This is a genomic window from Gardnerella vaginalis ATCC 14018 = JCM 11026, assembly GCF_001042655.1.
Taxonomy (GTDB): domain Bacteria; phylum Actinomycetota; class Actinomycetes; order Actinomycetales; family Bifidobacteriaceae; genus Bifidobacterium; species Bifidobacterium vaginale.
Genome location: NZ_AP012332.1, coordinates 1,133,836 through 1,159,856 on the forward strand (window position 1 = coordinate 1,133,836; position 26,021 = coordinate 1,159,856).

29 protein-coding genes and 1 pseudogene are annotated in these 26,021 nt (G+C 37.5%); 5 read left to right on the plus strand and 25 right to left on the minus strand.

Features of this window, described 5'->3' with window-relative positions; genetic code table 11:
* Positions 1-76 precede the first annotated feature (76 nt).
* Entirely contained in the window at positions 77-583 is a 507-nt protein-coding gene (locus GAVG_RS04400) for a GNAT family N-acetyltransferase (RefSeq protein WP_009994781.1), read from the minus strand.
* Between the two features lie 359 nt (positions 584-942).
* On the opposite strand from GAVG_RS04400, the gene GAVG_RS04405 reads away from it, so the two are divergent.
* Both GAVG_RS04405 and GAVG_RS04410 read left to right on the plus strand, forming a co-directional pair.
* Entirely contained in the window at positions 943-1,248 is a 306-nt protein-coding gene (locus tag GAVG_RS04405) for a type II toxin-antitoxin system RelB/DinJ family antitoxin (protein ID WP_009994780.1), read from the plus strand.
* Positions 1,245-1,577: a type II toxin-antitoxin system RelE/ParE family toxin gene (locus tag GAVG_RS04410; RefSeq protein WP_004113282.1), complete on the plus strand. Its 333-nt coding sequence runs from the start codon at positions 1,245-1,247 to the stop codon at positions 1,575-1,577. Before GAVG_RS04405 ends, GAVG_RS04410 begins: the two co-directional genes overlap by 4 nt.
* A 254-nt stretch (positions 1,578-1,831) precedes the next feature.
* Here GAVG_RS04410 and GAVG_RS07605 read toward each other — a convergent pair whose 3' ends face one another.
* The 3 genes and pseudogenes from GAVG_RS07605 to GAVG_RS04415 form a co-directional block, all read right to left on the minus strand.
* Complete coding sequence (locus GAVG_RS07605; protein WP_004114756.1) at positions 1,832-1,987, minus strand: hypothetical protein; 156 nt, start codon at positions 1,985-1,987, stop codon at positions 1,832-1,834.
* Positions 1,974-2,056 (minus strand): annotated as a pseudogene (locus tag GAVG_RS07330) (toxin-antitoxin system protein); the annotation flags it as partial. The pseudogene GAVG_RS07330 and the gene GAVG_RS07605, both read right to left, overlap by 14 nt.
* Positions 2,057-2,078: 22 nt before the next feature.
* Positions 2,079-3,272, minus strand: coding sequence for a hypothetical protein (locus GAVG_RS04415; RefSeq protein ID WP_004114755.1), 1,194 nt, complete (start codon positions 3,270-3,272; stop codon positions 2,079-2,081).
* A 192-nt stretch (positions 3,273-3,464) separates the two neighbouring features.
* Between GAVG_RS04415 and GAVG_RS04420 the strand changes: the two genes are divergently transcribed.
* The 3 genes from GAVG_RS04420 to GAVG_RS04430 all read left to right on the plus strand — a co-directional run bounded on the left by GAVG_RS04420 (position 3,465) and on the right by GAVG_RS04430 (position 4,686).
* Positions 3,465-3,668 (plus strand): helix-turn-helix transcriptional regulator, encoded by a 204-nt coding sequence (locus GAVG_RS04420; protein WP_004113289.1) that lies wholly within the window; start codon positions 3,465-3,467, stop codon positions 3,666-3,668.
* The gene (locus GAVG_RS04425) at positions 3,665-4,066 is read left to right on the plus strand and encodes a hypothetical protein (protein ID WP_009994776.1); all 402 of its coding nucleotides are present in this window, start codon (positions 3,665-3,667) and stop codon (positions 4,064-4,066) included. The genes GAVG_RS04420 and GAVG_RS04425 overlap by 4 nt, the downstream gene beginning before the upstream one ends.
* 362 nt (positions 4,067-4,428) lie before the next feature.
* Positions 4,429-4,686: a type II toxin-antitoxin system Phd/YefM family antitoxin gene (locus tag GAVG_RS04430; protein ID WP_009994775.1), complete on the plus strand. Its 258-nt coding sequence runs from the start codon at positions 4,429-4,431 to the stop codon at positions 4,684-4,686.
* A 724-nt stretch (positions 4,687-5,410) separates the two neighbouring features.
* Here GAVG_RS04430 and GAVG_RS04435 read toward each other — a convergent pair.
* The 21 genes from GAVG_RS04435 to GAVG_RS04535 form a co-directional block, all read right to left on the minus strand.
* A complete protein-coding gene (locus GAVG_RS04435; RefSeq protein ID WP_009994774.1) occupies positions 5,411-6,043 on the minus strand; it encodes a helix-turn-helix domain-containing protein in 633 nt (210 codons plus the stop codon).
* Positions 6,044-6,702: 659 nt separating this feature from the next.
* Positions 6,703-7,140 (minus strand): GNAT family N-acetyltransferase, encoded by a 438-nt coding sequence (locus GAVG_RS04440; protein ID WP_009994773.1) that lies wholly within the window; start codon positions 7,138-7,140, stop codon positions 6,703-6,705.
* A gap of 229 nt (positions 7,141-7,369) precedes the next feature.
* Positions 7,370-7,855 carry an NUDIX hydrolase gene (locus tag GAVG_RS04450; protein WP_004574859.1) on the minus strand — a complete coding sequence of 162 codons (486 nt, stop codon included), beginning with the start codon at positions 7,853-7,855 and terminating at the stop codon, positions 7,370-7,372.
* A 3-nt stretch (positions 7,856-7,858) separates the two neighbouring features.
* Positions 7,859-8,113, minus strand: coding sequence for an ATP-binding protein (locus tag GAVG_RS07505; RefSeq protein WP_009994770.1), 255 nt, complete (start codon positions 8,111-8,113; stop codon positions 7,859-7,861).
* A gap of 273 nt (positions 8,114-8,386) precedes the next feature.
* A complete protein-coding gene (locus GAVG_RS04460; RefSeq protein WP_009994769.1) occupies positions 8,387-9,916 on the minus strand; it encodes an RNA-directed DNA polymerase in 1,530 nt (509 codons plus the stop codon).
* A 9-nt stretch (positions 9,917-9,925) separates the two neighbouring features.
* The gene (locus GAVG_RS04465; RefSeq protein ID WP_009994768.1) at positions 9,926-11,341 is read right to left on the minus strand and encodes an AlbA family DNA-binding domain-containing protein; all 1,416 of its coding nucleotides are present in this window, start codon (positions 11,339-11,341) and stop codon (positions 9,926-9,928) included.
* 468 nt (positions 11,342-11,809) lie between these two features.
* Complete coding sequence (locus tag GAVG_RS04470; protein ID WP_009994766.1) at positions 11,810-12,133, minus strand: type II toxin-antitoxin system RelE/ParE family toxin; 324 nt, start codon at positions 12,131-12,133, stop codon at positions 11,810-11,812.
* Positions 12,133-12,435 carry a type II toxin-antitoxin system RelB/DinJ family antitoxin gene (locus tag GAVG_RS04475; protein WP_009994764.1) on the minus strand — a complete coding sequence of 101 codons (303 nt, stop codon included), beginning with the start codon at positions 12,433-12,435 and terminating at the stop codon, positions 12,133-12,135. Before GAVG_RS04475 ends, GAVG_RS04470 begins: the two co-directional genes overlap by 1 nt.
* Before the next feature lie 212 nt (positions 12,436-12,647).
* Positions 12,648-13,259, minus strand: coding sequence for a CadD family cadmium resistance transporter (locus tag GAVG_RS04480; protein ID WP_004120505.1), 612 nt, complete (start codon positions 13,257-13,259; stop codon positions 12,648-12,650).
* Between the two features lie 349 nt (positions 13,260-13,608).
* Positions 13,609-14,079, minus strand: coding sequence for a GNAT family N-acetyltransferase (locus GAVG_RS04485; protein WP_004111719.1), 471 nt, complete (start codon positions 14,077-14,079; stop codon positions 13,609-13,611).
* Between the two features lie 651 nt (positions 14,080-14,730).
* On the minus strand, positions 14,731-15,105 hold the full coding sequence (locus GAVG_RS06565) for a hypothetical protein (RefSeq protein ID WP_054448924.1): 375 nt from the start codon (positions 15,103-15,105) through the stop codon (positions 14,731-14,733).
* Between the two features lie 164 nt (positions 15,106-15,269).
* Positions 15,270-15,449 (minus strand): hypothetical protein, encoded by a 180-nt coding sequence (locus GAVG_RS04490; RefSeq protein ID WP_004128547.1) that lies wholly within the window; start codon positions 15,447-15,449, stop codon positions 15,270-15,272.
* A gap of 453 nt (positions 15,450-15,902) precedes the next feature.
* Complete coding sequence (locus tag GAVG_RS04495; protein ID WP_004113321.1) at positions 15,903-17,381, minus strand: Lsa family ABC-F type ribosomal protection protein; 1,479 nt, start codon at positions 17,379-17,381, stop codon at positions 15,903-15,905.
* A gap of 107 nt (positions 17,382-17,488) precedes the next feature.
* Positions 17,489-17,773 carry a hypothetical protein gene (locus tag GAVG_RS04500; protein WP_009993964.1) on the minus strand — a complete coding sequence of 95 codons (285 nt, stop codon included), beginning with the start codon at positions 17,771-17,773 and terminating at the stop codon, positions 17,489-17,491.
* Between the two features lie 91 nt (positions 17,774-17,864).
* A complete protein-coding gene (locus GAVG_RS04505; protein ID WP_004114736.1) occupies positions 17,865-18,458 on the minus strand; it encodes a DUF4097 family beta strand repeat-containing protein in 594 nt (197 codons plus the stop codon).
* 273 nt (positions 18,459-18,731) lie between these two features.
* A complete protein-coding gene (locus GAVG_RS04510) occupies positions 18,732-20,156 on the minus strand; it encodes a class I SAM-dependent RNA methyltransferase (RefSeq protein ID WP_009993962.1) in 1,425 nt (474 codons plus the stop codon).
* A gap of 55 nt (positions 20,157-20,211) precedes the next feature.
* On the minus strand, positions 20,212-20,985 hold the full coding sequence (locus tag GAVG_RS04515) for a DUF3159 domain-containing protein (RefSeq protein WP_004113335.1): 774 nt from the start codon (positions 20,983-20,985) through the stop codon (positions 20,212-20,214).
* 56 nt (positions 20,986-21,041) lie between these two features.
* On the minus strand, positions 21,042-21,848 hold the full coding sequence (locus GAVG_RS04520) for a DUF3710 domain-containing protein (protein ID WP_004114681.1): 807 nt from the start codon (positions 21,846-21,848) through the stop codon (positions 21,042-21,044).
* A gap of 123 nt (positions 21,849-21,971) precedes the next feature.
* Positions 21,972-22,835: an exodeoxyribonuclease III gene (locus GAVG_RS04525; RefSeq protein WP_004113341.1), complete on the minus strand. Its 864-nt coding sequence runs from the start codon at positions 22,833-22,835 to the stop codon at positions 21,972-21,974.
* A 149-nt stretch (positions 22,836-22,984) separates the two neighbouring features.
* Positions 22,985-25,012, minus strand: coding sequence for a dipeptide ABC transporter ATP-binding protein (locus GAVG_RS04530; RefSeq protein ID WP_009993960.1), 2,028 nt, complete (start codon positions 25,010-25,012; stop codon positions 22,985-22,987).
* Between the two features lie 23 nt (positions 25,013-25,035).
* Entirely contained in the window at positions 25,036-26,010 is a 975-nt protein-coding gene (locus GAVG_RS04535; protein ID WP_004114677.1) for an ABC transporter permease, read from the minus strand.
* Positions 26,011-26,021: the final 11 nt, after the last annotated feature.

Genomic DNA, 26,021 nt, shown 5'->3' on the forward strand with positions numbered 1-26,021 from the left:
TCGATTGCACAAAATGTCTAAAAATTGTCCTAAGTCACGATTGAGTGGTCAGTATAGATAAAATTTAATATTTTTCCTATATATTAATCCAATACCTTCTTGTCGTAACATTTCCTCTTGATAAGCTATTTTTCACTTTGTTTTCTAAAATTCCACCATTATTTTCTATAACTCGTATGGATCCAATATTGTCATCATCACACGTAATCAGAATTTTATGTAGATTCAAAGTCTCTTTACAATATGTAAGTGCCATAGAAAGCATTTTTGTTCCATAGCCCTTCATACATTCAGACTGTCTAATCTCGTACCCTATGTGACCACCATAGTTAATTAAAAAAGAATTTAATTCATGCCTAATATTAATTTCACCAATAAATTTTTCATTATCTATCAGCCAAAATGTAGTAGCTTTAACATAATTTTCAGGCAAATTTATACCATGTTCAATATTATAAGAACTCTCTATAATTGTCTCAGGGTGTATAAAACGTCTTTCTGCATTCGACCTAAAAATTTCGTCTTCTTCATTTGCTTCTATATAACCTTGGATATATTTACTATCTGGTCTAATTAATTTCATAAGTTCCTCTTATTCTTAATATGCAATTCTAATAAGAATACAATTCTATTAAAATTAGAATCCATAATAGTCTGTTTAGCTTTAATAGTATTACTATTAAAAAAAAACCATACATACAAACTTTATTAAAGAAAAATTTTTTATTTTTCAAGTGCACACTATGGATATCGGGTGCACTTTTTAACGATAGGAAAAGGCTATCGTTAAAAGGCTTAAAATTGGCTTAATAGCTTGAGTTTGAATCCGAAGATACAACAACGGAAAGCTATAATCTGAATAGTGATTAAACTTTTGCTTTCATTCGCTTGCATATGCTTGCAAGAATTTTGTAAAATAAGGTCAGAAAGGAAGCCAACACAATGACAAACACGAACGCTGTATATGCAAGAATCGATACAAATCTTAAAGAAAACGCCGAAAACATATTGAACCAACTTGGAATAACACCATCTTCAGCAATCCAAATGCTTTACAGCCAAATCGTTTTACAAAAAGGCATGCCATTTGAACTCCGCTTGCCAGTTAATACGCCTACTGCTTTAGGCAGCTTAACAAGAGATGAGTTGGATAAAGAATTACAAAAAGGCATCGACTCTATTTCAACTGGCAAACAATATAGTGCAGATGAAGTAGACCAATTCTTCGCTAAGAAATACGGCGTATGAGCACAACCTATAGCGTCATTTATTCTCCGCAAGCGTTCCTTGATCTCAGCGAATTATACGAGTATATTCGCTTCACATTACAAGTTCCAAAAACGGCGGAAAAACAAGTCAACCGCATTAAGCATGCTATACGTTCTCTTGAGACTATGCCTATGCGATATACGCTTATTAATTGGGAACCTTGGTGTTCTAAAGGAATACGCAGAGTTCCAGTCGACAACTACACTGTTTTCTACCAAGTAGACGAAAACCAAATGACTGTAACAGTTATTCGCATATTCTACTCAGGCAGAAATATAGAAAGTATTGTTAACGACACAAACAACTAATGCGCGTTTGTATTAGAAAAGTAACGAACGAAGTAGCGTAATTTCGAACGTTATAAAACACACTCACCTAATCAGCCTTTGACATCAATACTATAGTCTCAACGTGGATTTAGAGAACTCCTAGTATGGCTACACTCTTTTCAAGTGCACACTATGTATAGTGGGTGCACTTTTTAACGATAGAAAAATATTGCAAAAAGGTTTAAGACCTGCTTAATAACACGTTTACATTACAATTGTTCCAGTTGCCTAGCCTAGTAACTTCTAACGTAAATAACCGCGAGTATTTGAATTTCTTTTCTATTCTCATCAACCAAAAAGTAAATGTAATAATTTTTTACGCGTATTTTTCTAAAACCAAGATTACCCCACGGTTGCCAATCATCGTTCAAGCTCTTAAAAAACATCATCTATCGGATAACTATCACTTTGAGCTGCCTGATCATAGCCTTTGACATCAACGCGTTAAACGTTTTCTCACAACATGAAACAATATATGACTTACAACAAATATATTTTTTCTTTATCAACACATATTTGCGAAGTACGATTGTAAATTTGAGTTATATCCTCCATTTTTTCAACAAACACTTTTGTTTCCGGATCACGCAAAACAGCAAACTCCTTTACTGCTTTTGCTCCCATTGCATTAGCATTTTCATGTAATCCGTTTCCTTTATCTTGTAAAAACTCATCAACAGAACCATCTTTAACTAAAGGAATACCACCAATTAGCTTACCAACAGCAGTACCAGCAGTACCTATAGCTTTCACAACGTTGACTTCCACTTCCGAATTACCAAGTTTTTCTAAATATAAAGAGCTTTTTTCAAATTTCTCACAGTAGTCATCAGACAATTTCTTTATCTCATTTTCTGCATTACTAATGTACTCTTCCGAAAAATTACCACTTAACATTATTTCCATCAAAGATGATAGAGAGAAAATATACAACGACAATCTGTAATACTTAAACTTTTTCCCTAAATCAGACAACGTCGAATTTACGTTACTTTTAGACACAATAAACTTCTTTAACAGAAGAATATCAGTAATCTTTTTCTGATAAGCAATAATGTTCTTTCTAGCACGATTCTTAATATCGATAACAAGCTTATGATTATTCGTAACAGAAATTTCATTATCCCAACTGCACTTATAAGTAGAAGCAATCCCCATCAATGACTCAACATCTGCCTCAATCTGTGACTCATTCTCAACTTCCATAAAGGTAAGTATCTTTTCCTGCGTCTCTTTAATCTTTTTCATATCTTTTTCAATAGAATAAATAGCCACAGCCATCATTAAAAGAGCAGGATTAAACGGAAGTGCTGTTTTCATAGAACCTTGCAAAGACTCCATCTTTGAAATCTGCATCATTCTAGAACCACCGTCAGCTTTTCTTAAAGATCCCCATAGATTCCCATTTTTTGCGTATTTTAGAGTATCACCTGCAGCTTTATTAGCAATCTTATAAAGACCATCCGTAGGAATTGTTATTGTTTGAGTAACCGTATTACATGCAGGAATTAATGACGATAAACCAGATCCAAAATTCAATAATTCAGATACGGGAACACTTAATACTTTATTGTTGTTCTTAGTAAAATCTTTAACATCCACAAGAAGTTTTTCAGTAAAATCTACTAACGCATTTTCACTGTTACTTGCCGAAAGCTCACTACTGTTACCCATAAGAACAATACTATCTGAAATAGTATCTGAAAGAAAATTATACTTCTATTTTTTCTTACTCTCTTGAATACTATGAAACTTTGCAAACAATATTATCGAAATTAAATCCAATGGAAAGCAAACTTGACATTTACTTTCGAAACGATTATCTTATATGTAAAGCTAGCTTTCCATTAGAAAGGAGAATGTAATGTGAAAAATAGACTTGAACAAATTAGAAAAGAAAAAGGCATAACCCAGGAAGAACTTGCTGACGCACTCGAAGTATCAAGACAAACAGTCGGTTCTTTGGAAAATGGGAGATATAACCCGTCAATCATATTGGCATACAAAATTGCTAAGTACTTTAATTTAACAATCGAAGAAATATTTATTTACGAGGAGGATAAAAAATGAAAAAACAAAAAACCCAGAATTTTTGGTACATAGGTTATGTAATAGGTATTTGCGGATTAATTCTTGCACTGACTCTTAAACTGAATGAATCCGTCGAAATTGTATTGTCAGTTGTTTTTGTTGTGATTATCTCACTTTCACACGTAAAAATCATGCACTATAAGATGATGAAAAAAGACCACACCTACAAAATAAATATGAACGATGAAAGAAACGAGAAAATCAAAGATAAAGTAAATGCAACAATGGCATTCATACTAATGCACCTAATGGGAATAATTGCCATAATTGCATTTATCACAAAAGCATATTTACCAGCTGCTCTTTTAGCTATTTCAGTCGCCTTTTCTCCATTAATCATGTTTTTTATCAACAAATATTATGAGAAAAAATATTAAAACCAGACCCACCCACCCATTTACTACTTATTACGAAGAAAACCAACTTTCATAAATTACTTATCTCTAATACGGAACTTTTTTATGATTATTGTGACGGTTTGTTCCCCAAAACATAAACAACTAAATTAATAATTACTCGACAGCAAAATAGCAAAATCACATCTAGAATCTCGAGGAGTAATCTTAAATCCACCACATACTAAACCTTTTAACATTTAGTCATTACAACCGCATTTTTAACCAAAGCCAATCATCGTACTAATATCTCGCCAAACGTCGGAATAAAAGTTCGATAGCGCGCTAACTATTGTAATCTTGATAATATTATGATACTTTTTTGATAAAAGGATGTTGATACTATGATCAATATTCGCCCAGTTTCCGATTTAAGAAATAAATTCCCAGAAGTAGAAGAAACAGTTATAAATTCAAATACACCAGTATTCCTTACAAAAAACGGTTATGGAACTATGGTTCTCATGAGCATCAAACAATACTCTGCTCTCACTGACGACGTTGAAAGAAAACTCGACGAAGCAGATACTTTTGCCGCAAACACTTCTACGCGTCTTTCTAAAGACGACGTCTTTGATAGCGTAAGGAGAAGGATTAATTAACACGAGAACACCCCTACTACAGGATTAGTGTACGCAACTTTTCTGTTTTTTACGTTGTCATCGACGACACTATGGAAGTGCGAAGACTTCTATACTCAAAACGAAATATTGACGCACTACTGGAATAACTATTCCTAATAACAATCATTATTATGCTAACGATTATTAAAAAAGCTATCGTTAAAGGTTTAAAATTGACTTTATAGCCTGATTTCAGGCATGGTATCCATTCTACTAACACCATGCCCATGCAATATTAGATTGTTGGCTGGAAGCCGTGGTGTTCTAAAGGAATACGCAGTGTTCCCATAGATAGCTACACAGCTTTTTACCTCGTAGATGAAGATAAATGTAGTGTGACGGTTGTTCGTATCTTTTATACAGGCAGAAACATCGAAAATATTATCAACAACAAATAATGGAAATTTGACAATATGTGACATATCTTTCTAAAAGCCCAATGTAACGTTTTATATAGTCAAAATCATGACTTGGTGCCAATGAACTTTTTTACGCATAGGTCAAATAATTTCAATAGACTAGCTAGATGCAAAGAATATGCATTTTTATATGTGTGCAAAAATCGAATTTCATTTCTTATGATTAACTGTCATGTAAAACACTAAAAGCATGTACAACACACGGAAAATAAAAATCAGAAGAATGCGGAAATCAAAACTGAAAACCACATTCTTCTGACCAATTCCCAACCAACTACTGGTTCTTACTTATCATGCAACTTACCAACTTGCGTAAATTCCTTATCACCAACACACATCTTCTTATCAGTGAACTTTACTCGCATCATTCTGCTAATAATATACTCATCCGTTATCAGCACAAAAAATTGCTTTTCTTTTTTATTCACCAAGTAATACTGTTCACTGCCAATACTCTCTACCGCTTTACCGAATGCAAACGTATCAAACAAAGGAATATCACCGAACAAAGTAGTAATACACCCGATAAAATTATCCATAAACTTTTCAGACGAATTTGGAATAAACTTCGTCACCGTGAGCATAATAATTTCAGCGTCTGCATATTCATCGCGAATAATTTGTTCCTTCATCTTGATTTTCTTACGAACACCTAATTTTGCATTAAGACCATACTTCTCTAAATCAATAGGCTTCTTAATGATTGACAAATCAATAGCATTGTCTTTATCCAACAAATGATCGACAGTAACACCCAGCGCATCCGCAATCACCTTCAAATTTGCAACATCCGGCAGACCGCGACCACCTTCCCACTTCGCTACCGCAGCACGCGAAACCATAATCATTTCAGCAAGTTCTTCCTGAGTTAAACCCGCTTCCACGCGCGCATTTCTGATTTTTTCTCCTAACAACATCGTATAACTCCTTTCATTGGCTATTAGTTTTCGTTCTTAACGATTATTTGTTTTGCTCGTAATGCAATTAATAATCGCACTGCGTAATTACATGCTAACGAGCAACATATGAATAGAAAAGGAACGAGCGAGAACACAAGTGCTACGAATCGTAACATGGCATTTTCTTAGCACACGCGCACATAATTATGTGAAAATAGCTGTTTCAAAAGAAATTTATACAAAACTAACAGAGAACGTACAAAATCCAAGGTGCACGAGCCATACAACACAACGCGCCGAAGACCGATATCCACCTCATTACTCTGCTCTCATTCATGCAAATCCCCAACAACGAACGTACGGAATAAGGCAACAGAAACATAAGTTTGTTGTCAAGTGCATGTTGGGATATATAACACAGAAAGCAACAGTTTCAGAGTTCAGAAGGAAAAGTTTCATTGAATACAAGAGTTAAGAAACTAGAACTAACATTTTGTCGTGTATATATTAGTGAGAAGCATTTGAAATACTTTCTTAGCTTCTTAGTGAATTTTCCCTATTTATTGATAGCAAAACATAGGGAAATTAGGCAAGAAAAAAGACGATAGATTTTTTCTTTTTTCTATCGTCTTACACATTTAGTATTCAATTTTTCAGTTCAACAAACTAGAATTGACTTATTCGAAAATTTTAATAAATCTCTTTTGCGTCTTATCACATACATATCCTATATTTTCATAGAATTTATGTGCTTCTGTTCTTGCTTCTGCTGAGTTTAACCTGATAAACTTAAGTAATTTTTGTCGAGAATCCATTTCTAAATGATTCATCAATTTTTTTCCAATGCCTCTTCCTTGAAACTCTGGTAAGACAGCTAATCCTAGAATATTTAATCCACAATCTGAATAAAGACTCTCATACATTTCAGCATGTACAAATCCAACAACTTTATGTAAATCCTCATCCTCATAAACATAAATCACATGATGCTTTTTATCAGCTGATAGTTTTGTGATTTGATTCTCTACTAACTCTGTAGAAACAGTATATCTTAAAGAAATATCACATATTTCTCGTATAGATTGAGCATCTTCTTTTTTTATTTTTCTAATCATTTCATTACCTCCGCAACTTCAAATTTATCTAGCTCTATTATTTCAGATATACCCTCGACCATATAGTTATAACAGTAAATCTTACAATCTTGTAATTACCGTATTTCTATTAAGCTTAACCTTGCCTTTTCTCTTTATATATTCTTCAATATCAAACACATTATTATTGTCATAATCTTCTAAGAAATAATGTTTATGTAACGATCTCTTGCCATAATAGCGGGATTCATTAATATCTTTCATCTGAAATTATATGCTCTATTCCACTATGCTCCGATTTAAGATATTCTTTCATAAATGTCGGGTAAGCCTTGAACTTATCAAGCTCATCTATAGGTAACCAATGCATTGTCTCTTTAGCACCTGACTCTGTAGTGCTTTGGCTCGTAAAATCTCTTTTGCCCATGGACTTCATCAAGTAGTAGAGTGTAAGCTCATGGAAGTCTACTCCATCTAAGCCGGAACTACCGATGAATAAGTTCTCGTGTATGACGGCAAGATGATCTACTTCATAATTAAGACCTGTCTCTTCAAATACTTCTCTCTTAACGGCTTCTTCTGAAGTCTCACCCATGTGAACCGCTCCGCCAACTGAGTAGAAATAGTCATCCTCATCATTTCTTGCAAATAGCACACAACCTTCTTCGACTATGATAGCTGCCGCTCTATATCTAAATGCTTTTTTATCGTTAATAAATCCGCAATTATGTTCCATAGTTTACTCCTTTAGAAAATCTGGTAAATATTTGTATATAATCCCTTCTTGCGAAAAATTCATTGTATCCATCGATAAAACATATTTAGGATAATTATCTTTAACCAATCTATAAACACCAAATTCCCTACTACGAGTCTCTTCACCCGCCATCAAATAGGAGACTTGATAATACTCAGTCTCACCTTGCCTAGTAGCAATGAAATCGATTTCTTGATTATTAATACGACCAACTTGAACCTGAAAACCACGAGACAAAAGCTCAATATAGATTCAATTACACTCTCGATTATAGCTTTCGATTATAGTCGATAAATTTATCGTTTCTTACACTTGTTTCTATTATAAACGAAACAAATTAAAAATTCACTTTTTGGTTTTATAATTAAAAAAAAAATAAAACATCTTTATTCAAACGTCTGCGATTCGTATGCTTTTAATACACATCCCATGGCATCAAGCAAACGTTCTCCACATACTCATCATTGTCCAAACTTATTGAAGACACTCTATCGTAAATCGACAATTACCTTATCTATATTCAGATTTCAAGAATGAAACTTTATTCTTTTTCATTGCACACCACTCACCAGTTAGTTTTCCTAAACATTCATATACAAATAGCCAATATTGATCCATTTCACCTTTCTGTTCCAATTCTTTTGCATACTGTTTCAATTGTTTTACCTCTGATTTTAGGTTATTCTTTTTGCAATAAATAAATGCCATCAACATCAATATACAATCTTGAGAACTTTTAATGATTTCAACATCAATACTGTCAATTTTAGAGTTTGAGTCAATTGCATATAACAAAGCAAAAGAGCATGCTTCATAGTTGTTTTTTTGAATATATTTCTCATAGATCATATTTGCATATTTTTGGATTTGATTAGTATCTGCTTCATACTTCTTAAAAATAAATTCGCCTAATATCGGCACTAAATACGGATATAATAATGACAAAGACACAACTGACTTAATTAAATATTCCTGCGCATTTTTGGTCAAGTTAAAATCTTTAAGTGATTTTACTGCGTATAATATTATCGAGTTATTATCAGCATTTTCTGATACCAACTTTATTGTGAAATCTATAAATGCTTGAACTTCTTTATAATCAACATACTCCTTAAATTTTTGAAATGTAGCTATATAATTTTGTATTTTATGAACCCATGTTTCAACAACGCAAATCGGAAGTTCATATATTTCTGTTTTCTTATGATTCATTAATAAATCATATTTTCTTAATTCCCTGTTTAAGTCAATAATAAAATTGTCTACCTCTTCTTTCGTGTTAACATAGCATATGTAATCATCTATATTTCTTATATAAGACATATATTTTTTTGATAAATTTTCATCTATAGCGCATAGAATGATCTCTGACAATATATTAGAAGTATGTGGCCCTATTAAAAGTCCATGTGTTTCTCCATTTTTTACAATCTGTGCAAAATGATCTATTTGGTTGTACCATTCTTTATTGTTCTTTACATTTGCTTTTGCTGCATCTTTTCCAACAAGTGCCCATGGAATTGCATGTGTATATATGCTAGGATAGCACTTTGAAATATCGGCATGAATCATATACCTTTTTCCCAAATAAATGTCAGGCTCAGGAGTTCCATCATCTGTCCAGTTCTTATAATTCATCAAAAATAGTGCTTTTTTATCCTGCATTTTTCTAATATGAATACGGCTAATTATTCTCGGCTGTCCTTTTGTTTTTATTTTAAAATATTCAGTTAATTCAATCCAATGATTCCTCAATGTTTTGCATAACAGTTCATGTCCCATCGGGGTAGGGATACCAATATTTCTCGGAATATTGGTATTTCTCATGCTCTCATAGTTGATGTATCCTCTCCATTCATCTGAAAATGTGTCCTTGCGAATATTTTTACAATAGTCTAAAAACGAATCGCCTGAGAATATAGGAGGTAACTTCTCTGAAAACAGTCCATAAGCAACCAAACTATCATATAATTCATCGGGCTTTATTTCTGATATAAAATCATAATATGTTTTCAATTTTTCGGACCTCCAATTCTCCACTCATCGGCTTTAATCCACTTCCCAATGTCCATTTTTTCCCTTCCCCACATATTTAATGTTGGAAATAGATTTTATATATCTTGTAATTGTTTTCTCGCTAACACCCAACGTTTCAGCCATATATTTACGACTTACACGATGATCTTTCTTTATCATACTTACAATCAAATTCCTAATTGCTTCAGGAGACATTCGAAAGACATCTTGCGAGACATGTCGAGAGACATTCCCTCCACCAACCTTTTGCGTTGCTATCTTCTTTAGAGGAATAATCGTTCTGAATATATCTCCTTCTTCAAACACCGGATTTTGTCCTGAATAAAACTGTGTGTACTTGTAGGTGTTTCTCATTCCTGAGCCAAGTTCATCCGCAAGCCCTATTTCTCTGAAAACTTTAGATATAGCCGGATTCTTAGGAAATGGCTCAAACTTTTGTAAATCTAAAGCTCCCATTCCATGAGCCAAGTTACTGTTTTCAACCGTAATCTTCTCATCATCAATAATCATTTTTGCAGGGAAGCCACTTGAATAATCTCTGTGTGCTAATGTGTTTGATACAATTTCTCTAAGTATCCTATCTCTTGCATTGACATTTACAATTCCGTCTAAGACAAATAAATCGTTCAAATGTTTCTGTCCAAATTCTATAAGTCTTTCATAGCTATCAATCAGATTCGTAATGACAACATCTCTATCGTCATATCTATCCTTATTTTCAACTCTGAATATCGCATCTGTTTTGTGCTGCGGAAGAACTGACATAATAGAGTTGTCTTTTCCAAATAACAAAATAGCAGCTAATGTAATTCCTTCACGCTTTGTTTCCGGATCTGTCAAAATCAAATTGGCAGTTCGTAAAAGCTCTTCATTACTCATATTTTCCCAAACATGATTTTTATTTCGGAAGACAGCCATACTCTTGGCTTTAGCAATAACAGAAGCATCAAGAAAATCAATATCAAGATTCGGATATACTTTATTTACAAAATAGCTGCCCTGTTTTCTTGCATATAGCTTATATACAAGTTCTGAATGATCAGTGATATTGATGTCTCCTTCATAGGACCTATCCCAAATTCTTCCATTATGTCTGCATACCTGATAACCTTCCGGTACTCTGATATAAATTACTTTTTTCGCATCAATATCAAAGACTTTCGGTATTAAATAAAGCGGCGGATACATTTTTTGCGGATTATTGATTACCGTAGTAAATTCTTTAATCACTTTATCTACTTTATCTTCACTAACACCAACAATCTCTCTTTTGTCATTTACACCAAGTAAAACATGTCCTCCATTTCTATTATTGAAAGAGCATATTGTATCAAAGACATCTTTAGTTAAAGCATTCTTGGATTCTTTAAATTCGACATCTATTTTTTCGCCATTTTGAATGAGGTGATTTATCTCTTTAGAATTCATGTCTACCCTCCCATATTCACTAAAAATCGTCTGTATACATCTTAAAATACTTCAACGCATCCAAAATAGCTTCTTACTTTTCAATTGGACACTGTGGTCTTTTCTGTTTCTTACTTTTAGACATATTATAATGTTCCTTAACATCTAAACCATATTTTCTCTTCACTTGCGAATATGAAGTGTTGACATCTTAAACCCATACTTTTTCAAAAAATAAGTTTTAATTTATTCATAAGTTGCTTTACTATCCGCACAGGTAATATCCATCTCGTCAAGTGGAAGCTTAATACTAATATGTCATTTTGAGCCTAGTTTGGAAAGCAACACGATTGCCTCAACGTGGGTTGAGAGAACGGGTAGTATAGCTACACTTTTTTGAGTGCACACTATGAATAGTGGGTGCACTTTTTAACGATAGGAAAGGCTATCGTTAAAAGACTTAAGATTGGCTTAATAACAACGTTTACATTACAATTGTTCCAGTTGTTTAGTCTGGCCTCTTCTCACGTAGATAACCGCGAGTATTTGAACTTCTTTTCTACTATCATCAACACAAAAATAAACGTAATAATTTTTTACGCGTATTCTTCTAAAACCAAGCTCACCCCACGGCTGCTCATCTATACACTTCACACGATAAGGCATCGTCTGCAAAGACATCATTTCCGCTTTTAGTAGCTCGAGTACTCTTTTAGCTACCGTCGGTTCTTTTAACTCCGTGGCAATATATTCTCGGATAAGTGCAAGATGCTCTTTCGCCTGACGAGTAACTTTTACCTTATACTCATCCATTAAAGACCTCGTTCAAGCTCTTCAAAAACATCATCTATCGGATAACTATCGCCACAAACCGCCTGATCATAACCTTTAACCATCAACGCGTTAAACGTTTTCTCGTCCATATCATCTTGTGCCGGAAGTGACTTTGGAATAGTAAGCGAAAACGGAATACCCTTATTAAGAATGATTTGACGATAAAACATGTCAATAGCAGTAGCCCTAGGAATTCCAATAGTTTCCAGAATCTGCTCCGCCTGCTGCTTAATATTTTCTTGTATTCTCACATTCACATTCGCTGTTTTAGTAACTGCCATATCAATCAACCTCCATACACTCATCATAAAATACTGTATCGCATATTGCAACACATTTGCACGAATGGGATTTTTTGACTGTCATACACGATTTTTATGTTCGCATTACTGCATCAGATAGCACGATCAAGCGCCGTGATGGTGGGAAGCCCCGCTTATTTTCTCGTTTGAGTTTGAACATAAAAATAGCAGATAAAGGGAAGGAAATGAATTTACACCACTTTTAGGACTTGACCTATGAAATAATTAATAGTTCCATTTTCAATCAATATATAAAGACCGAGTCCAATAAACACGACAGGTACAATTACTTTTTCGTACTTTTCCACAGTCTCTCCGATAGCAGAAATTGAGGCGAGATTTTGAGATAATTTGCATAGAATCAAAATCCCTAAGGCAAATATTACTAAACTTATACTAATCTCAATCAAACTCTTTCCTGTAAAATAGGGGATATAAATTCCTAAATTATCTCCACCCATTGCCACTGTTAAACTTGTAAATGCTAAGATTTTTGATCCATCTCCGGTAATTTTCCCCTCGATATCTTCTTCATCAATATCTTCATCCACAAAAATTGCTCTTATACCAAGACCTAGCGGAATTAGACCAAGGAGTCCGATAATCCAATCTTGTGGAATAAAATTTAAAAAGTAAGCGGCAATAAGACTAGCCAGTACAAGCAGTCCTGTACCTAAATACTGCCCTACATAAATTGATTTCAAACCTTTCTTTCCTTGACTAGCGAATAAAATAGTCAAAACAACTAAGTAGTCAATGGATGTAGAAACAAAAACTAATAAAGCGGATACTATTGTTTCCATTATTTCTCCTTTCAAAATGTTAAATTTTTTAGACAGGGGGGTACAAAGTGGGTGCACTTTTTAACGTTAACATCCTGTGCACCCGACCCTAGAGCGTTGACATCTTCCCTCATACAGCCAAACTGCGCTCTTAGAAGATTATGACAAGAAGAATGTGTTTGATATTGAAGAATATATAAAGAGAAAAGGCAAAGTTAAGCTTAATAGAAATACTGTAATTACAAGATTAAACGAGTAAACACTAGGTATGTCTTATCGACATGTTCGTATGCAGAAACATATCCATGAACCTTTTAACAATTATCTCTGCCTATCGTTAAAAGGTCTCAAGCAAATAAACTTAGAGTTCTCACACTCCTAGATATTTAATATATATTTGACACGGATTCCACTCATCCCATAAAGTTGGAAAACATTCCAATTCTTTATATCCCATCGCGATATAAAAATGATTTGTAATATCATATTCTTTGTAGTGTCCCATCTGAACAGTTTTTACCTGTGAGTATGTGTAACCCATCTTCCTTGCCATAGCTTCGTATGCTTTGTTAAGTACCGAGCCAACTCCCATTCTATGGAATTTCTTTTTTATACCCATCACAAAAATCTCTGCACAATCCTTGCTGGTTGCGTTTAACACAATAAACCCAACAAGTTTATCATTAATATAACAAGCAAGAAAAGGCTTTTCCTGTGAATCTTGAATATATTCTTCTGTACTTTCTGGCATTCCAAACCATTCTTGAAGATCATACAATACTTCTCTAGATACAGATTCCTTTTCTAGTTTATTCTCAATTTCTTTTACTTTTATATTCAATCCAGTCCTCCACAAACTCTAATTTATTCTTGTCATCAATACTAGAGCCTCCGCCGTCGAATCTTTCCAATCGAAGCTTCCTATTCGGTCGCTTCTCTTGGAGATTCTTGACATGAGACCTACCTCTGCTTCGCATCGATTAGCTTTGCTAATCGCGCGATAGCAGGGTTAGAGTTTCAACGTTGATTGACATTCCCCACTTCACAGGGTGGGTGCAAAGTGTGTGCACTTTTTAACGTTAACATCCTGTGCACTCGACCCCATAGCGTCGATATCTTCCCTCAAACAGCAAAATCACACTCAAAAACCACAAGAACCCAGCTTAAAGCCGCCACGCATTAAACCTTTTAACGATAGACCTCGCTAAGCCTTGCTACACAAAGGCAAATTTGCACCCACCTAATCAGCCTTTGACATCAATACGACAGTCTCGACGTGGATTGAGAGAACTCCTAGTATAGCTACACTTTTTTGAGTGCACACTATGGATATTGGGTGCACTTTTTAACGATAGAAAAAGCTATCGTTAAAAGGTTTAAGATTGGCTTAATAGCTTGATTTCTGAGCATAAAAACAAAAAACAGCCTAGAGAGGACCCCCCCCCCTAGGCTGACTTTTGTAACATTTCAAACGCTCACATTCTTTTGACTTTTACGATGCCCTTTCAACATCCACACTAATCTCTGATTTAAAAGTTACGCTGAACCTGTCCTCGTAAACTTTTATTTTCCTGATGTACTTTCTTACCAGCTTCTCGTCATACTCACTAATATCGTGACGCTCACTTTTCAGAAAATCTTCCATTTCTCTGATTCGTCTTTTAGCATCTTCTTGACCTGCTTTTTCTATAAGAAGCTGCTGTTTCTTAACTTTAAGTTCATCAATCTCATCAGCAGTTTTCGTGTAGTCTTTTTTAGCTTTAAGCAAGGTTAGTAGTATCGCTTGTTTATCTGCAATTCTTTTATCAACCATTTCAATCTCGCTTAAGTTGTTGCCCGCGATAATTTCTCTAATATTATTCTTCAACGTATCCAATACTTCATCCGATTACCCTAACCGATCACCGGCTAAACAGGACGGACATTGAGCCTGACTTTAAGATTCATAAAAAGAAGTGACTATTACTGACAGAGATCAGTAATAGCCACCCAACGTGAGATATTCAACTATTGACTTGAACCAAACAAAATTCAATCAGTCTTTCGAAGGACAGTCTTAAGCGAGATCACTGTGACACCAATAGCAAAAGAGGTAAAACCAATTCTAATAGCAAGTGTGCCATCCCATATTAAGGCAACCAGCATCGCGATTAAGGCAACCGTCAAGCCGAATGTCGCTACTTCACGGCAAAAACGAACGAGCTTGTCCATTCCTTAAATACCTCCTCGTTCACATACTAATAATCAGGTTTCATTTTAACTTTTGAGCTATATTTTACCACTCAACAAAGTGGGTGCAGGGTGGGTGCAAAGTGGGTGCACCTTTTAACGTTAACATCCTGTGCACTCGACCCTAAAGCGTAGACATGTTCCCTCATACAGCCAAATCACGCTCAAAAACCGCGAAAACCCAGCTTAAAGCCGCCACTCACTAAACCTTTTAACGATAGCCCTCGCTAAACCCTGCTATACAAGGGCAAAAATGCACCCACCTATTAAGCCCTTGACATCAATACGACAGTCTCACGTGTATCAAGACTACCCTTATGATAACCATGCATCAATAAAAGAGCCTTAACGTTCATTGCAGGAGAGAAACTGGCAAGGGGAATGTCGTATGATGATAAAAGTCTAAGGCACTACAAACTGGGATTTGGATTTTACTTAAAATTGTATTATTTTATTAGCGATATCTTCTACAAATCGCTTATCGTGTTCCACAAATATGAGTGTAGGCTTTGCTTCTTTTATAATTTCCTCAATCTGTATTCTTGATATTACATCTATATAATTCAGTGGTTCGTCCCAAACAAATATATGAGCTGGCTTTGAGAAACTTACAGCAATTAAAACTTTCTTTTTTTGTCCATCACTATAATTCTTCATATCCATTTCAAATAATTCTCTTGAAAAATCTAATTTTCTTAGAATTGTTTTACACAATGTTTCATCAACATCTTGCTTGTGAATATATTCATTTAGGCTACCTGTTAAATTAGATGTGTCTTGAGGAATATACGAGATTTTTAAATTACCTGCTAATTTTATCTCACCTGTATACTCGTGATTTATACCTAATAAAATTTTAATCAAGGTTGATTTTCCGCTACCATTACCCCCATATATAGCCACTATGTCGCCTTGCTTTATCTCGAAACTTACATTATTTAGGATCTGTCTCTCTCCATAGCATGATGATAAATTGCTAACCGATATTAGAGGATTTTTATGATGATGTAATGGATGCAATAATAGACTTTCCTTTGTTTCGATATCTTTTAGTAAACTCTGTTTTTCTTCTATTGCCTTGTTTTGTCTATTCTCCAAATTCTTAGATTTTTTCATCATCTTGGCTGATTGATGACCTATATGTCCTTTGTCTGGTTTTACACCTGATACTTTTACACCATTTTTAGTATTTTCAATTTTATCAGACCAAATTTGACTTTGTCTTGCAGACTCTTTTAATCGTTTAATATCTTTTCTTAATCTCTCATTTTGACTAATTTCAAATTGGTCTTTCATCACTTTGTTTTCATACCATGATGTAAAATTTCCCGATTGGACATCAATAGAATTCCTGTTAATAGAAATAACATGATTGATACAACCATCTAAAAAATCTCTATCATGAGATATAAGCAAAAATCCTTTTTTACTTTTCAGATATTCACTTACAATTTTTCTTCCGTCCATATCTAAATGGTTTGTTGGTTCATCAATAAGTAAAAAGCCATCTTCTCTTGTAAACAAAATAGCTAAAAGGATTTTTGTTTGTTCCCCTTTAGAAAGCGTTTCAAACTCTCTGTAAACAAGGTTCTCATCTACATTTAGCAAACTGAGTTCTCTAAATAACTTCCATTCTTCATCATCTGATATTAGTTCTTTATATAACTCAATTCCTAATTTTGAAGTATCGCTTATATTTGGTGGAAATTTAATAAATTCAACATCCTTGCTTATTTTACCTTGATAAGTTTCTTGATTTAAAAGTAACTTAAATAGAGTTGATTTACCGATTCCATTTCTTCCTATCAATCCCGTTTTCCAGTTTGTATCAAAGGAAAACGATACATTTTTAAATATGGGTTTTACATATCCATAATATGAGAAAGTGAGGTTTTCAATTTTAATTACTGACATAAAACGCCTCCCTAAATTATCATTTACCGCCCGGGTGCAAAGTGTGTGCACCTTTTAACGTTTAGTTTTTCATGTATTACTACGGTTATCACTGCTTTGCTTTTCAGTCATTTCAATTCTCGATTAGGTAATTTTCCAGTTCTCAAAGCGACAGTAACAAACTCAACCTCTTGCAAGCACTTCTCGCAAAGTTCATAACCCTCATCGAAGTTCACTCTTGACCTAAATGTGCTAGCAATGAATTCGCATGGTGAGGTAATCCTTTCAACTACACCGCACCGTTCGCACTCAGCATACACATTCCCATCCTTAATTGGAATAAACATTCCATGGTCTTTCTCATTTCCCATGACGCTAACATCTTCGAAATCATCAAATTTTACATAGAGCATATACAGCTTCCTCCTTTATCGGTATGTCTATATACGCTCTAATTCCAACTTATATCAAGTTTTATTGCTTCTTTTTTGATCTATATGTCTGCTACTTCGCAATAGCTTTCCCATTAAGACAGTGCACCATGTAATGCGCAAATCCATCGTTTTTACAATTTACCTTCTTCTTATCTGAAACCTCGGTGACACCATTCTCACAATCTACTTCAAGGCTTGCATCCTTGGTGATTGTTCCTTCTAAAATACTCATGCCATTTAACGTATCAAGCGTACAAACATGAGTTACTTCTACGTTTGTTGCTGAAGCCAACCCATTATAACATTTAAGAAAGACATCATCCGCCTTCAAATTAACAACTTCTACCTTGCCATTGTTCACTTCTACATAAAGCTTACCAATCTCAATATCCGTGATGAGCACTTGATTAGAATCAGATTCAACCTCACAAACTTCCACATCATGTGGCAAACTCACAACAATTTCAGGCATACCCTGAGTAAACCACCTCAACCAATTCGAAGCTGAGACTTTTTTAGTTTGAATAAGCCTTATAACATTTTGCGCTTCCTCAACCCTCAATATATCTTGTTCACAGTTAACAAAGCTCACGCCAAAGGTATCAGCACGTTTCACCGTTAAACGAACATCTTTCGTCTCTGCGATAAACTTCTTATTATCCATTCCTTAAGCACCTCCTCGTGCACATACTAATAATCAGGTTTCATTTTACCTTTTGAGCTATATTTTCCCACTTCACAGCCTGGGTGCAAAGTGTGTGCACTTTTTAACGTTAACATCCTGTGCGCTCAACCCTAGAGCGTCGACATCTTCCCTCAAACAGCCAAACTGCACTCAAAAATCACGAGAACCCAGCTTAAAGCCGCCGCACATTAAACCTTTTAACGATAGCCCTCGCTAAGCCTTGCTACATAAGGGCAAAAATGCACCCACCTATTAAGCCCTTGACATCAATACGACACTCTCGACGTGATGAGTTTCCGGATATAAGTCGAACGCGCGCAAAGACTGAACGCTGTAGCCAAACTCCCTAAACGTACCAACATCGCGAGCAAGACTAGTCGGATCGCAGGCAACGTACACAACAGCTCTTGCTCCAGACTTCGCAATCTGCTTACAAACTTGAGCTTTAGCACCAGCGCGCGGAGGATCCAACACAACAACATCTGGATGCGCAAATCGGCGCACAATTTTAGACGATTTACTCGCCTTAAACACCTGCGATTCAAGCGTTTGTGCAACATCACCTTGCAAAGCTTCAACAACATCTCTGCTAAGCCCTGCGCGCCCAATGTTTCGCCTTGCGTTCTTTACAGCAATCGGCGCACCCTCAATACTAAGCACGCGCGCTGGCTCTGCAGAACCAAAAGTGCCAGTAGTACCAAGAGCACCCACAGCACTAGAAGAATCTCCTCCAACATTAGCCAAAGTCGCAAGCGGAATCGTAAACAAACCCGATCCAGAATACAAATCCCACAAAACCGTATTCTTAGTACGACCACCAAGCGCAGAACGAACTAATCCCAAAACGTAGTTCACCAAATGCTCTGGAGCTGCGCGATGAATCTGCCAAAAACCGCGGGCGTCAACATCGTAATCAAAAGTACGCATACGCGATGAATCTCCATCAACAGCAACGCGTACACGCTCACACAACAATGCCGATCCTGCAACCAACTCATCATTTACTATAAGCGCATAATTTTCGCCAATCGCACTAAGAAGCGCAGCCTTATCATTAAAATCAAAACCATCAACTCGAGGCTCTGGAACAGCAAGACGAATTTGCGCATTTGGCGAGAAAGAACGATTCCACAAGTCCAAAGAATCCGCAACAGCCAAAACCGCGCGCGACGCAAGTGGCATAGTATCAATCGCAATGCGATCATGCGACTCGCGCTTACGCATAGACAATCGCCCTTCATCATCCGCAACCAACTCCATGCGCGTACGCCAATTAAACCCGTTAAGCTCCTCATCCCCCGGCATGCGCTCAACAGTAATATCGCTATCCGCAATATCCATATGCGCTAAACGCTGGAATTGATTGGCAATTACGGACGCCTTCCAACGAATCTGCCCAGGCAAAGAAACATGAATTAAATCCGCGCCACCAACTCCGCCACCCTGAGCCAAAGGACCAGCGAGCTTCCATTGCGGCTCTACACGATCAGCGCTAGGCTCCAAAACTTCCACAACTTCCCCAGTAAAAAAGTGCGCTTTTGCACGCATCGGCTCATCCATGCGCACAACAACCAGCTCACCAGGCAGCGCAAATCGCACGAATACAACGCGTCCGTCAAGATGACCTACGCATCTCCCTTGATCCGCATAACGCTCGATTCGCATCGTCACTTGCATAAACTACCCCTTAGTTTTGCGTTTTGTTAAGCCAATTCGCTAACACTGATTTTTGTTAAGCTGATTTTACTTCACTTGAATTTACATCGTTTTGATCTTCGTCAATTTGATTTTCTTCACGATAATTTTCTTCGCGATTTTTATGATGAAGACGCATAAACGGCGTTGCAATAATCAAGTAAGAAACCCAAATTGCGAGCGCCCAGAATGGCAATCCCATAAGCAATCGAACTGTACCGAGCCAGACAACGTTATTCGCCAAATACAGCGGCACTTGCAAAACAAGCCTAAGCGCAAAAACACCAATCCACAATCCAGTAACATACATATACGCTCGCTTAAGCGGCTTATAATCAAGCCATTTGTGCAGCCACGAGCCAAAATTTTCCGTAGGCATTTTGCGAATCGATTCAATCACAAGCCCAAGCGCTGGCACGCGCACAATCAGAGAAATCGCAAGAAGCGCACCATACACAGCGTTTGTAATAAAGCCCATCATGTAGTAGTCGCGAGCTTGATGACTCGTCCACACCCAAATAAGGCAAATCCCTACAGAAACCAACCCACTTAGAGCACCCATAATCGACTGGCGTTGAATCATGCGCGCCACAACTTGCAAAACTGCAAGAGCTGCAGACGCAATAACCGTTGTTTGTACGTTTCGCGTTACAACAAAGCAAATAACAAACAGCAAGCCTGGCAGCATGGATTCAATTACGCCTCGAACTCCTCCAAGGGAGTCAATAACAGAAAACGTGTTTCCTTCAGATCCAATAGAAGCCAAAGAGGCTAATCCTGAGCGTTTTTTGCCGCGCGAATCTTTTTCCAAGACAATATCCTTTGCTGCCTGACTTTTACTATCGACTCTTAACTATCGACTCTTAACTATCTGATTTCAGAAAACATTGGTCCACGAGTTAGCGTGGTTTTGACTTCTACTTGCTGATCTGCACCAAGTGGACCCTTTGGACGACCTAGATTTTCTTCAGAATCGTCAGAACCAGCAGAACCATCTTTACCTGCATTACTTGGAGCAACCAAATCGTGCATTGGAATCATATCTCTAGGAGCAAGTGGCTCTGTTCCGCGGTCTATAACAATATCACTAAACCACTTGTTAAGAAGCACAGTCTCTTCGCTTGTTTTTTGCGACTCTAAAGCAGCACTCCCAGAAAACACTCCGCGAAGCATCCAACGCGGACCATCCACACCAACAATTCTAGTTTCCACTGTCTTATCGTCAACCTTGACTGGAAGTATGAGTTCCTTGCCAAAAACTCCATTCGCTTCCCTAGCATTAGAGTTTCCCTTAAGCAAATCCGCACGAACTTCACTCCATATTCCTTCTGTTTTAGGAGCTGCAAATGCTTCAACCTCAATGCTAGAAGATTTATATGTAACAGTTATGCCAAGAACTTGACCAGTTTCACGCTGCTTTTTTACTCGCAACTCTATACCTTGTAAATATGGTATATATATGGAGCCGAAATCAACATAAGTACCTAAATTAGGTAGTTTCTCATCAGACATGTCCCATGGACCTCTAAGACTTCCGCGTCCTAAGTACGTGTCTGCATCATATCCGCCTGCAGTCAGATCGCTTAGAGCGGAATTTTGGGATTGAAATTCTGCAAGATTCTCAGCATCATCTTTGGCAGCTTTCGACTTGCGCTTGGATTTAAACCATCCCATGGCTCCTCTTTTCTAATGGATTCTTCTTAATAAGCTCTAATTGCCATTTTTCGATGAATACTTTACATATTTCTAATGGCTATTTTTACTCAACTTCACCAGCCTATCACAAGCAAAGCAAAATCACACATTATATTTTATGTTTAAAGCAGCATGGTCAGACCAGCGAGAATCGTAGCTTTGAGCACGATCAATTACGAATCCGCATGCAGTTTCTGCAATTTCAGGTGTTGCAAACTGATAGTCTAATCTCCATCCAACGTTATTATCAAAAGCTTTACCTCGTTGACTCCACCAAGTGTATGGGCCTTGAATATCGCCAGCAAGCATACGCATAACGTCCACAAATTCATACTCGTTAATCCAACGATCAATATAAGCGCGTTCCTCTGGCAAAAATCCAGCACTTTTCTCATTCGCTTTAGCGTTTTTAATGTCAAGAGGCGTGTGTGCAATATTAAAATCACCGCATAAAATCGCCTGATTTCCGCCACTTGCAGCAATATCTCTAAGCTCCCCTAATCGCTTTAACATAGTATCTAGAAAGCGGAATTTTTGCTGCATTTTCTGTGGATCATCAACGTTTCCAGCGTGAACATACACAGATGCAACAGTAATATCATACCCTTGCGGAGTATGTACGTCGGTTTCTACCCATCGCCCAGAATCAACGTCTTCACTTAAACCAGGCAAACCGTAACGCTGCTCTACAACTGGCAAAGTCGTTACAAGCGCCACACCAGCTCTACCTTTTATTTCACAAATCTGATTTGTAACAGAAAATCGCCTGTCATTTTGACCAGATTCACCACTTTTAGACGTATACAAATCCTTGATTTTACTCATAATCGGATCAATCGCATCTTGCGGAGCGCGAACCTCTTGCATACACCACACATCTGGCGTGTGATCTTGAACCCAATCGAGCATCCCCTTGCGCCAAGCCGCACGAATCCCATTCAAATTTGAAGTCGTAATTGTAATCATAAGTTCCACTCTAATATGCACACAACACAAAGTACGCAAAAATAAAGGTGCAGAAGTTTTGACTCCTACACCTTTATTTTAAATTTAAATTTATTTTAAATTTATAGTTTATAAGACACTAGTTTTAAGGCCCATAAACCAGCTTGCGACTAATCCAAGCCAAGTTCCAAATTTCCACCTGGAATTGCATCGAGAAGATCGCGAGTGTACTCCTTTTGAGGATGATCAAACACTTCGTCGGTTGTAGCATGCTCAACAAGTTTGCCATGTTGCATAACAACAACCTCGTCTGCAATCTGACGAACAACAGCCAAATCGTGAGTGATGAACAAGTAGCTTAGTCCTCGCTCCGCTTGCAAATCGTTAAGCAAATGCAAAACCTGATCTTGCACAAGCACATCCAAAGCAGACACAGCTTCGTCGCAAACGATTACATCCGGATCCAATGCCATAGCACGCGCAATCGCAATGCGCTGACGCTGTCCTCCTGAAAGCTCGTTCGGGAAGCGAGTCATAACAGAAGCAGGCATGCGAACCATGTCCAAAAGCTCGCGCACACGATTCTGTCTACTCTTTTTATCGCCAATCTTATGAATACGCAAAGGCTCTTCAATCGAACGATAAATCGAATACATTGGGTCGAGTGAACCATAAGGATTTTGGAACACTGGCTGCACGTGTCGGCGGAAATCAAGCAAATCTGCGCCCTTTAATTCAGCAATATTCTTGCCTTCGTAGGTAACAGTTCCGCTTGTTGGCTTTAGTAATCTCAAAACCATGTTTGCAACAGTAGACTTACCAGAACCAGACTCACCCACGATTGCCAACGTTGTTCCGCGCTTAATCGAGAACGAAACATCGTCAACAGCCTTGAAAAGCTCCTTCTTGCGCGGAAGCTTAAACTCGCGAGTTAAGTGATCTACTGTAATAATGTGCTCGCTCTTTTCAAGAGCTTGCTCACCTACTACGTGATGTTCAAGCAAATTATCCGCGTTTCCACCATGCTCCTTAACGGAAATGATTCGCTGTGAAGCCAAGCTTGGAGCAGCAGCAACAAGTCGCTTAGTATAAGGATGCTGAGGATGTTGCAAAACGTCCAAAGATGGACCAGATTCAACAACGCGACCCTTATACATAACAACAACGTGCTGAGCACGAGCTGCAGCCAAACCTAAATCGTGAGTAATGAACAGAACGGAAGTGCCTAGAGAATCTGTAAGAGTATGCAAATGGTCCAGAATGCGCTTTTGCACAGTAACGTCGAGTGCGGAAGTTGGCTCGTCTGCAATCAGCAAATCTGGTCTGCAAGCCAAACCGATAGCAATTAACGCGCGCTGACGCATACCGCCGGAAAACTCGTGTGGGAATTGCCTTGCGCGAGTTGCTGCATCTGGCAAACCAGCTTCATCAAGCAAACCAGCAATGCGGTCTTCAACACTTGCTCCAATAACATACTTTTTGGCGATTTCCCAAGCTTTGTCGTCGTCTACGCCATACTTGATTAAATCGTCGGCAACGCGCCAACGAGTTTCGGAACCTGGAACCCACTCTTTTTTGTAGTATTCCATAGCTTCATTAAACTTTTCGGCATTTGTTTGCTCACTAAGACCAACCTGCGCCAAAGCTTGCTTTGCAGCGTTCAATAATGCGCTCAGTTCTTTAGAGCCAAGGAAGATTTCATCTTCATTGCTTTTGACTTCTACAGCGTCTCCTGCTAAAGCTTCTGCAAGTGCGGAGCGCTTCTCATGACTAACGTCAACACCATTTGCAAGAAGAGCTTCTTTAACTTGAGTTCCAATTCGCCAAACAGGATTAAGGTTGCTCATAGGGTCTTGCGGAACCAATCCCATTGCTGTACCGCGCAAAGCCGCATAATCTTTAGGCTTTAGATTACTTATTTCTTGACCTTTAAGCTTAATAGAACCACCCGTAACGTGACCTGTTCCTGGAAGCAAGCCTAAAACCGCCATTGCAGAAGTTGACTTTCCAGAACCAGATTCACCCACGATTGCAACCCATTGACCTGGGTAAACGTTAAAGCTCGCATCGCGAACAGCGTGTACGGCTTTTTTAGAATCCGTTGTAAAGTCAACTTGAAGATTTTTAACTTCCAGCAAAGGACCCTGCTCGCGTTGCATTGCAAGGGTATCTACATTTTTACGTGTTGCTGTGTTCATAATCACTATTCCTCCACGCTAACTTACGCCTTACGGCTCTTTGGATCCAACGCATCTTTTACGGCGTCACCCATCATAATAAAGGCGAGAACAGTAATAGCGAGCGCAATAGACGGATAGAACAAAACTTCTGGATTTGTAGTAAGAACATTCCTAGCGGTAGAAATATCTACACCCCAGCTAACGGTCGTAGTCGGCAAACCAATACCAAGGAAGCTAAGTGTTGCTTCCAAAACAATGTAAGAACCAAGGGATGTTGTTCCTACAACAATGATTGGAGCCAGCGAGTTTGGAATAATATGACGGAAAAGATTACGCATTGGAGTTGAACCTAAAGCTGTAGAAGCCGTATTAAACTCAAGATTCTTGGATTCCATAACGGCACTTCTTGCGATTCGAGCAACGCCTACCCATCCAAAGAGAACCATAACAAACACGATTTTCCAAATCGACTTAGATGTGCGGAACATTTGCAAAACTACGATTGCACCCAACAGCATTGGTAGAGCCAGGAAGATATCGGTGATTCGGCTAAGAACCGCATCAATCCATCCGCCAAAGAATCCAGCCAAAGCTCCAATTAGCGAACCAACTAACACCACTAAAGCCGTTGCGAGCAAGCCAACGCTTAAAGATGTACGTGTTCCATATACAACTCGAGCGTAAATATCGCATCCTTGCATGTCGAATCCAAACGGATGTGCAGCAGAAGCTGGCTCAAGCGAATGCTCCAAAACACAGTAATTAGGATTGTGCTTTGTGAGAGCGCCTGGGAAGAGCGCAACAAAAATAATTGCAATAATCAAAATTGCAGAAACAATAAACAATGGATTTCTGCGCAAAGATCTCCAAGCATCAGCCCACATGCTTGTAGCTGGAGCAGATTCGTCTACAGAATCAACTTCTTGAAGAGGCGTATCGTCAAGAGGAGCAACATAGCGTTCCTGACCTGGCAATGTGTTGTAATTTGCATTATTTGTAATCAAATTATCTTCCATAATGTGCTCTC

Excerpts from the sequence above, each read along its gene's own strand:
- GAVG_RS04400 (WP_009994781.1), bottom strand. The coding sequence starts at position 583 with ATGAAATTAATTAGACCAGATAGTAAATATATCCAAGGTTATATAGAA.
- GAVG_RS04405 (WP_009994780.1), top strand. The coding sequence starts at position 943 with ATGACAAACACGAACGCTGTATATGCAAGAATCGATACAAATCTTAAA.
- GAVG_RS04410 (WP_004113282.1), top strand. The coding sequence starts at position 1,245 with ATGAGCACAACCTATAGCGTCATTTATTCTCCGCAAGCGTTCCTTGAT.
- GAVG_RS07605 (WP_004114756.1), bottom strand. The coding sequence starts at position 1,987 with ATGATGTTTTTTAAGAGCTTGAACGATGATTGGCAACCGTGGGGTAAT.
- GAVG_RS04415 (WP_004114755.1), bottom strand. The coding sequence starts at position 3,272 with ATGGGTAACAGTAGTGAGCTTTCGGCAAGTAACAGTGAAAATGCGTTA.
- GAVG_RS04425 (WP_009994776.1), top strand. The coding sequence starts at position 3,665 with ATGAAAAAACAAAAAACCCAGAATTTTTGGTACATAGGTTATGTAATA.
- GAVG_RS04430 (WP_009994775.1), top strand. The coding sequence starts at position 4,429 with ATGATCAATATTCGCCCAGTTTCCGATTTAAGAAATAAATTCCCAGAA.
- GAVG_RS04435 (WP_009994774.1), bottom strand. The coding sequence starts at position 6,043 with ATGTTGTTAGGAGAAAAAATCAGAAATGCGCGCGTGGAAGCGGGTTTA.
- GAVG_RS04440 (WP_009994773.1), bottom strand. The coding sequence starts at position 7,140 with ATGATTAGAAAAATAAAAAAAGAAGATGCTCAATCTATACGAGAAATA.
- GAVG_RS04450 (WP_004574859.1), bottom strand. The coding sequence starts at position 7,855 with ATGGAACATAATTGCGGATTTATTAACGATAAAAAAGCATTTAGATAT.
- GAVG_RS04465 (WP_009994768.1), bottom strand. The coding sequence starts at position 11,341 with ATGAATTCTAAAGAGATAAATCACCTCATTCAAAATGGCGAAAAAATA.
- GAVG_RS04470 (WP_009994766.1), bottom strand. The coding sequence starts at position 12,133 with ATGGATGAGTATAAGGTAAAAGTTACTCGTCAGGCGAAAGAGCATCTT.
- GAVG_RS04475 (WP_009994764.1), bottom strand. The coding sequence starts at position 12,435 with ATGGCAGTTACTAAAACAGCGAATGTGAATGTGAGAATACAAGAAAAT.
- GAVG_RS04480 (WP_004120505.1), bottom strand. The coding sequence starts at position 13,259 with ATGGAAACAATAGTATCCGCTTTATTAGTTTTTGTTTCTACATCCATT.
- GAVG_RS04490 (WP_004128547.1), bottom strand. The coding sequence starts at position 15,449 with ATGGACAAGCTCGTTCGTTTTTGCCGTGAAGTAGCGACATTCGGCTTG.
- GAVG_RS04495 (WP_004113321.1), bottom strand. The coding sequence starts at position 17,381 with ATGTCAGTAATTAAAATTGAAAACCTCACTTTCTCATATTATGGATAT.
- GAVG_RS04500 (WP_009993964.1), bottom strand. The coding sequence starts at position 17,773 with ATGCTCTATGTAAAATTTGATGATTTCGAAGATGTTAGCGTCATGGGA.
- GAVG_RS04505 (WP_004114736.1), bottom strand. The coding sequence starts at position 18,458 with ATGGATAATAAGAAGTTTATCGCAGAGACGAAAGATGTTCGTTTAACG.
- GAVG_RS04510 (WP_009993962.1), bottom strand. The coding sequence starts at position 20,156 with ATGCAAGTGACGATGCGAATCGAGCGTTATGCGGATCAAGGGAGATGC.
- GAVG_RS04520 (WP_004114681.1), bottom strand. The coding sequence starts at position 21,848 with ATGGGATGGTTTAAATCCAAGCGCAAGTCGAAAGCTGCCAAAGATGAT.
- GAVG_RS04525 (WP_004113341.1), bottom strand. The coding sequence starts at position 22,835 with ATGATTACAATTACGACTTCAAATTTGAATGGGATTCGTGCGGCTTGG.
- GAVG_RS04530 (WP_009993960.1), bottom strand. The coding sequence starts at position 25,012 with ATGAACACAGCAACACGTAAAAATGTAGATACCCTTGCAATGCAACGC.
- GAVG_RS04535 (WP_004114677.1), bottom strand. The coding sequence starts at position 26,010 with ATGGAAGATAATTTGATTACAAATAATGCAAATTACAACACATTGCCA.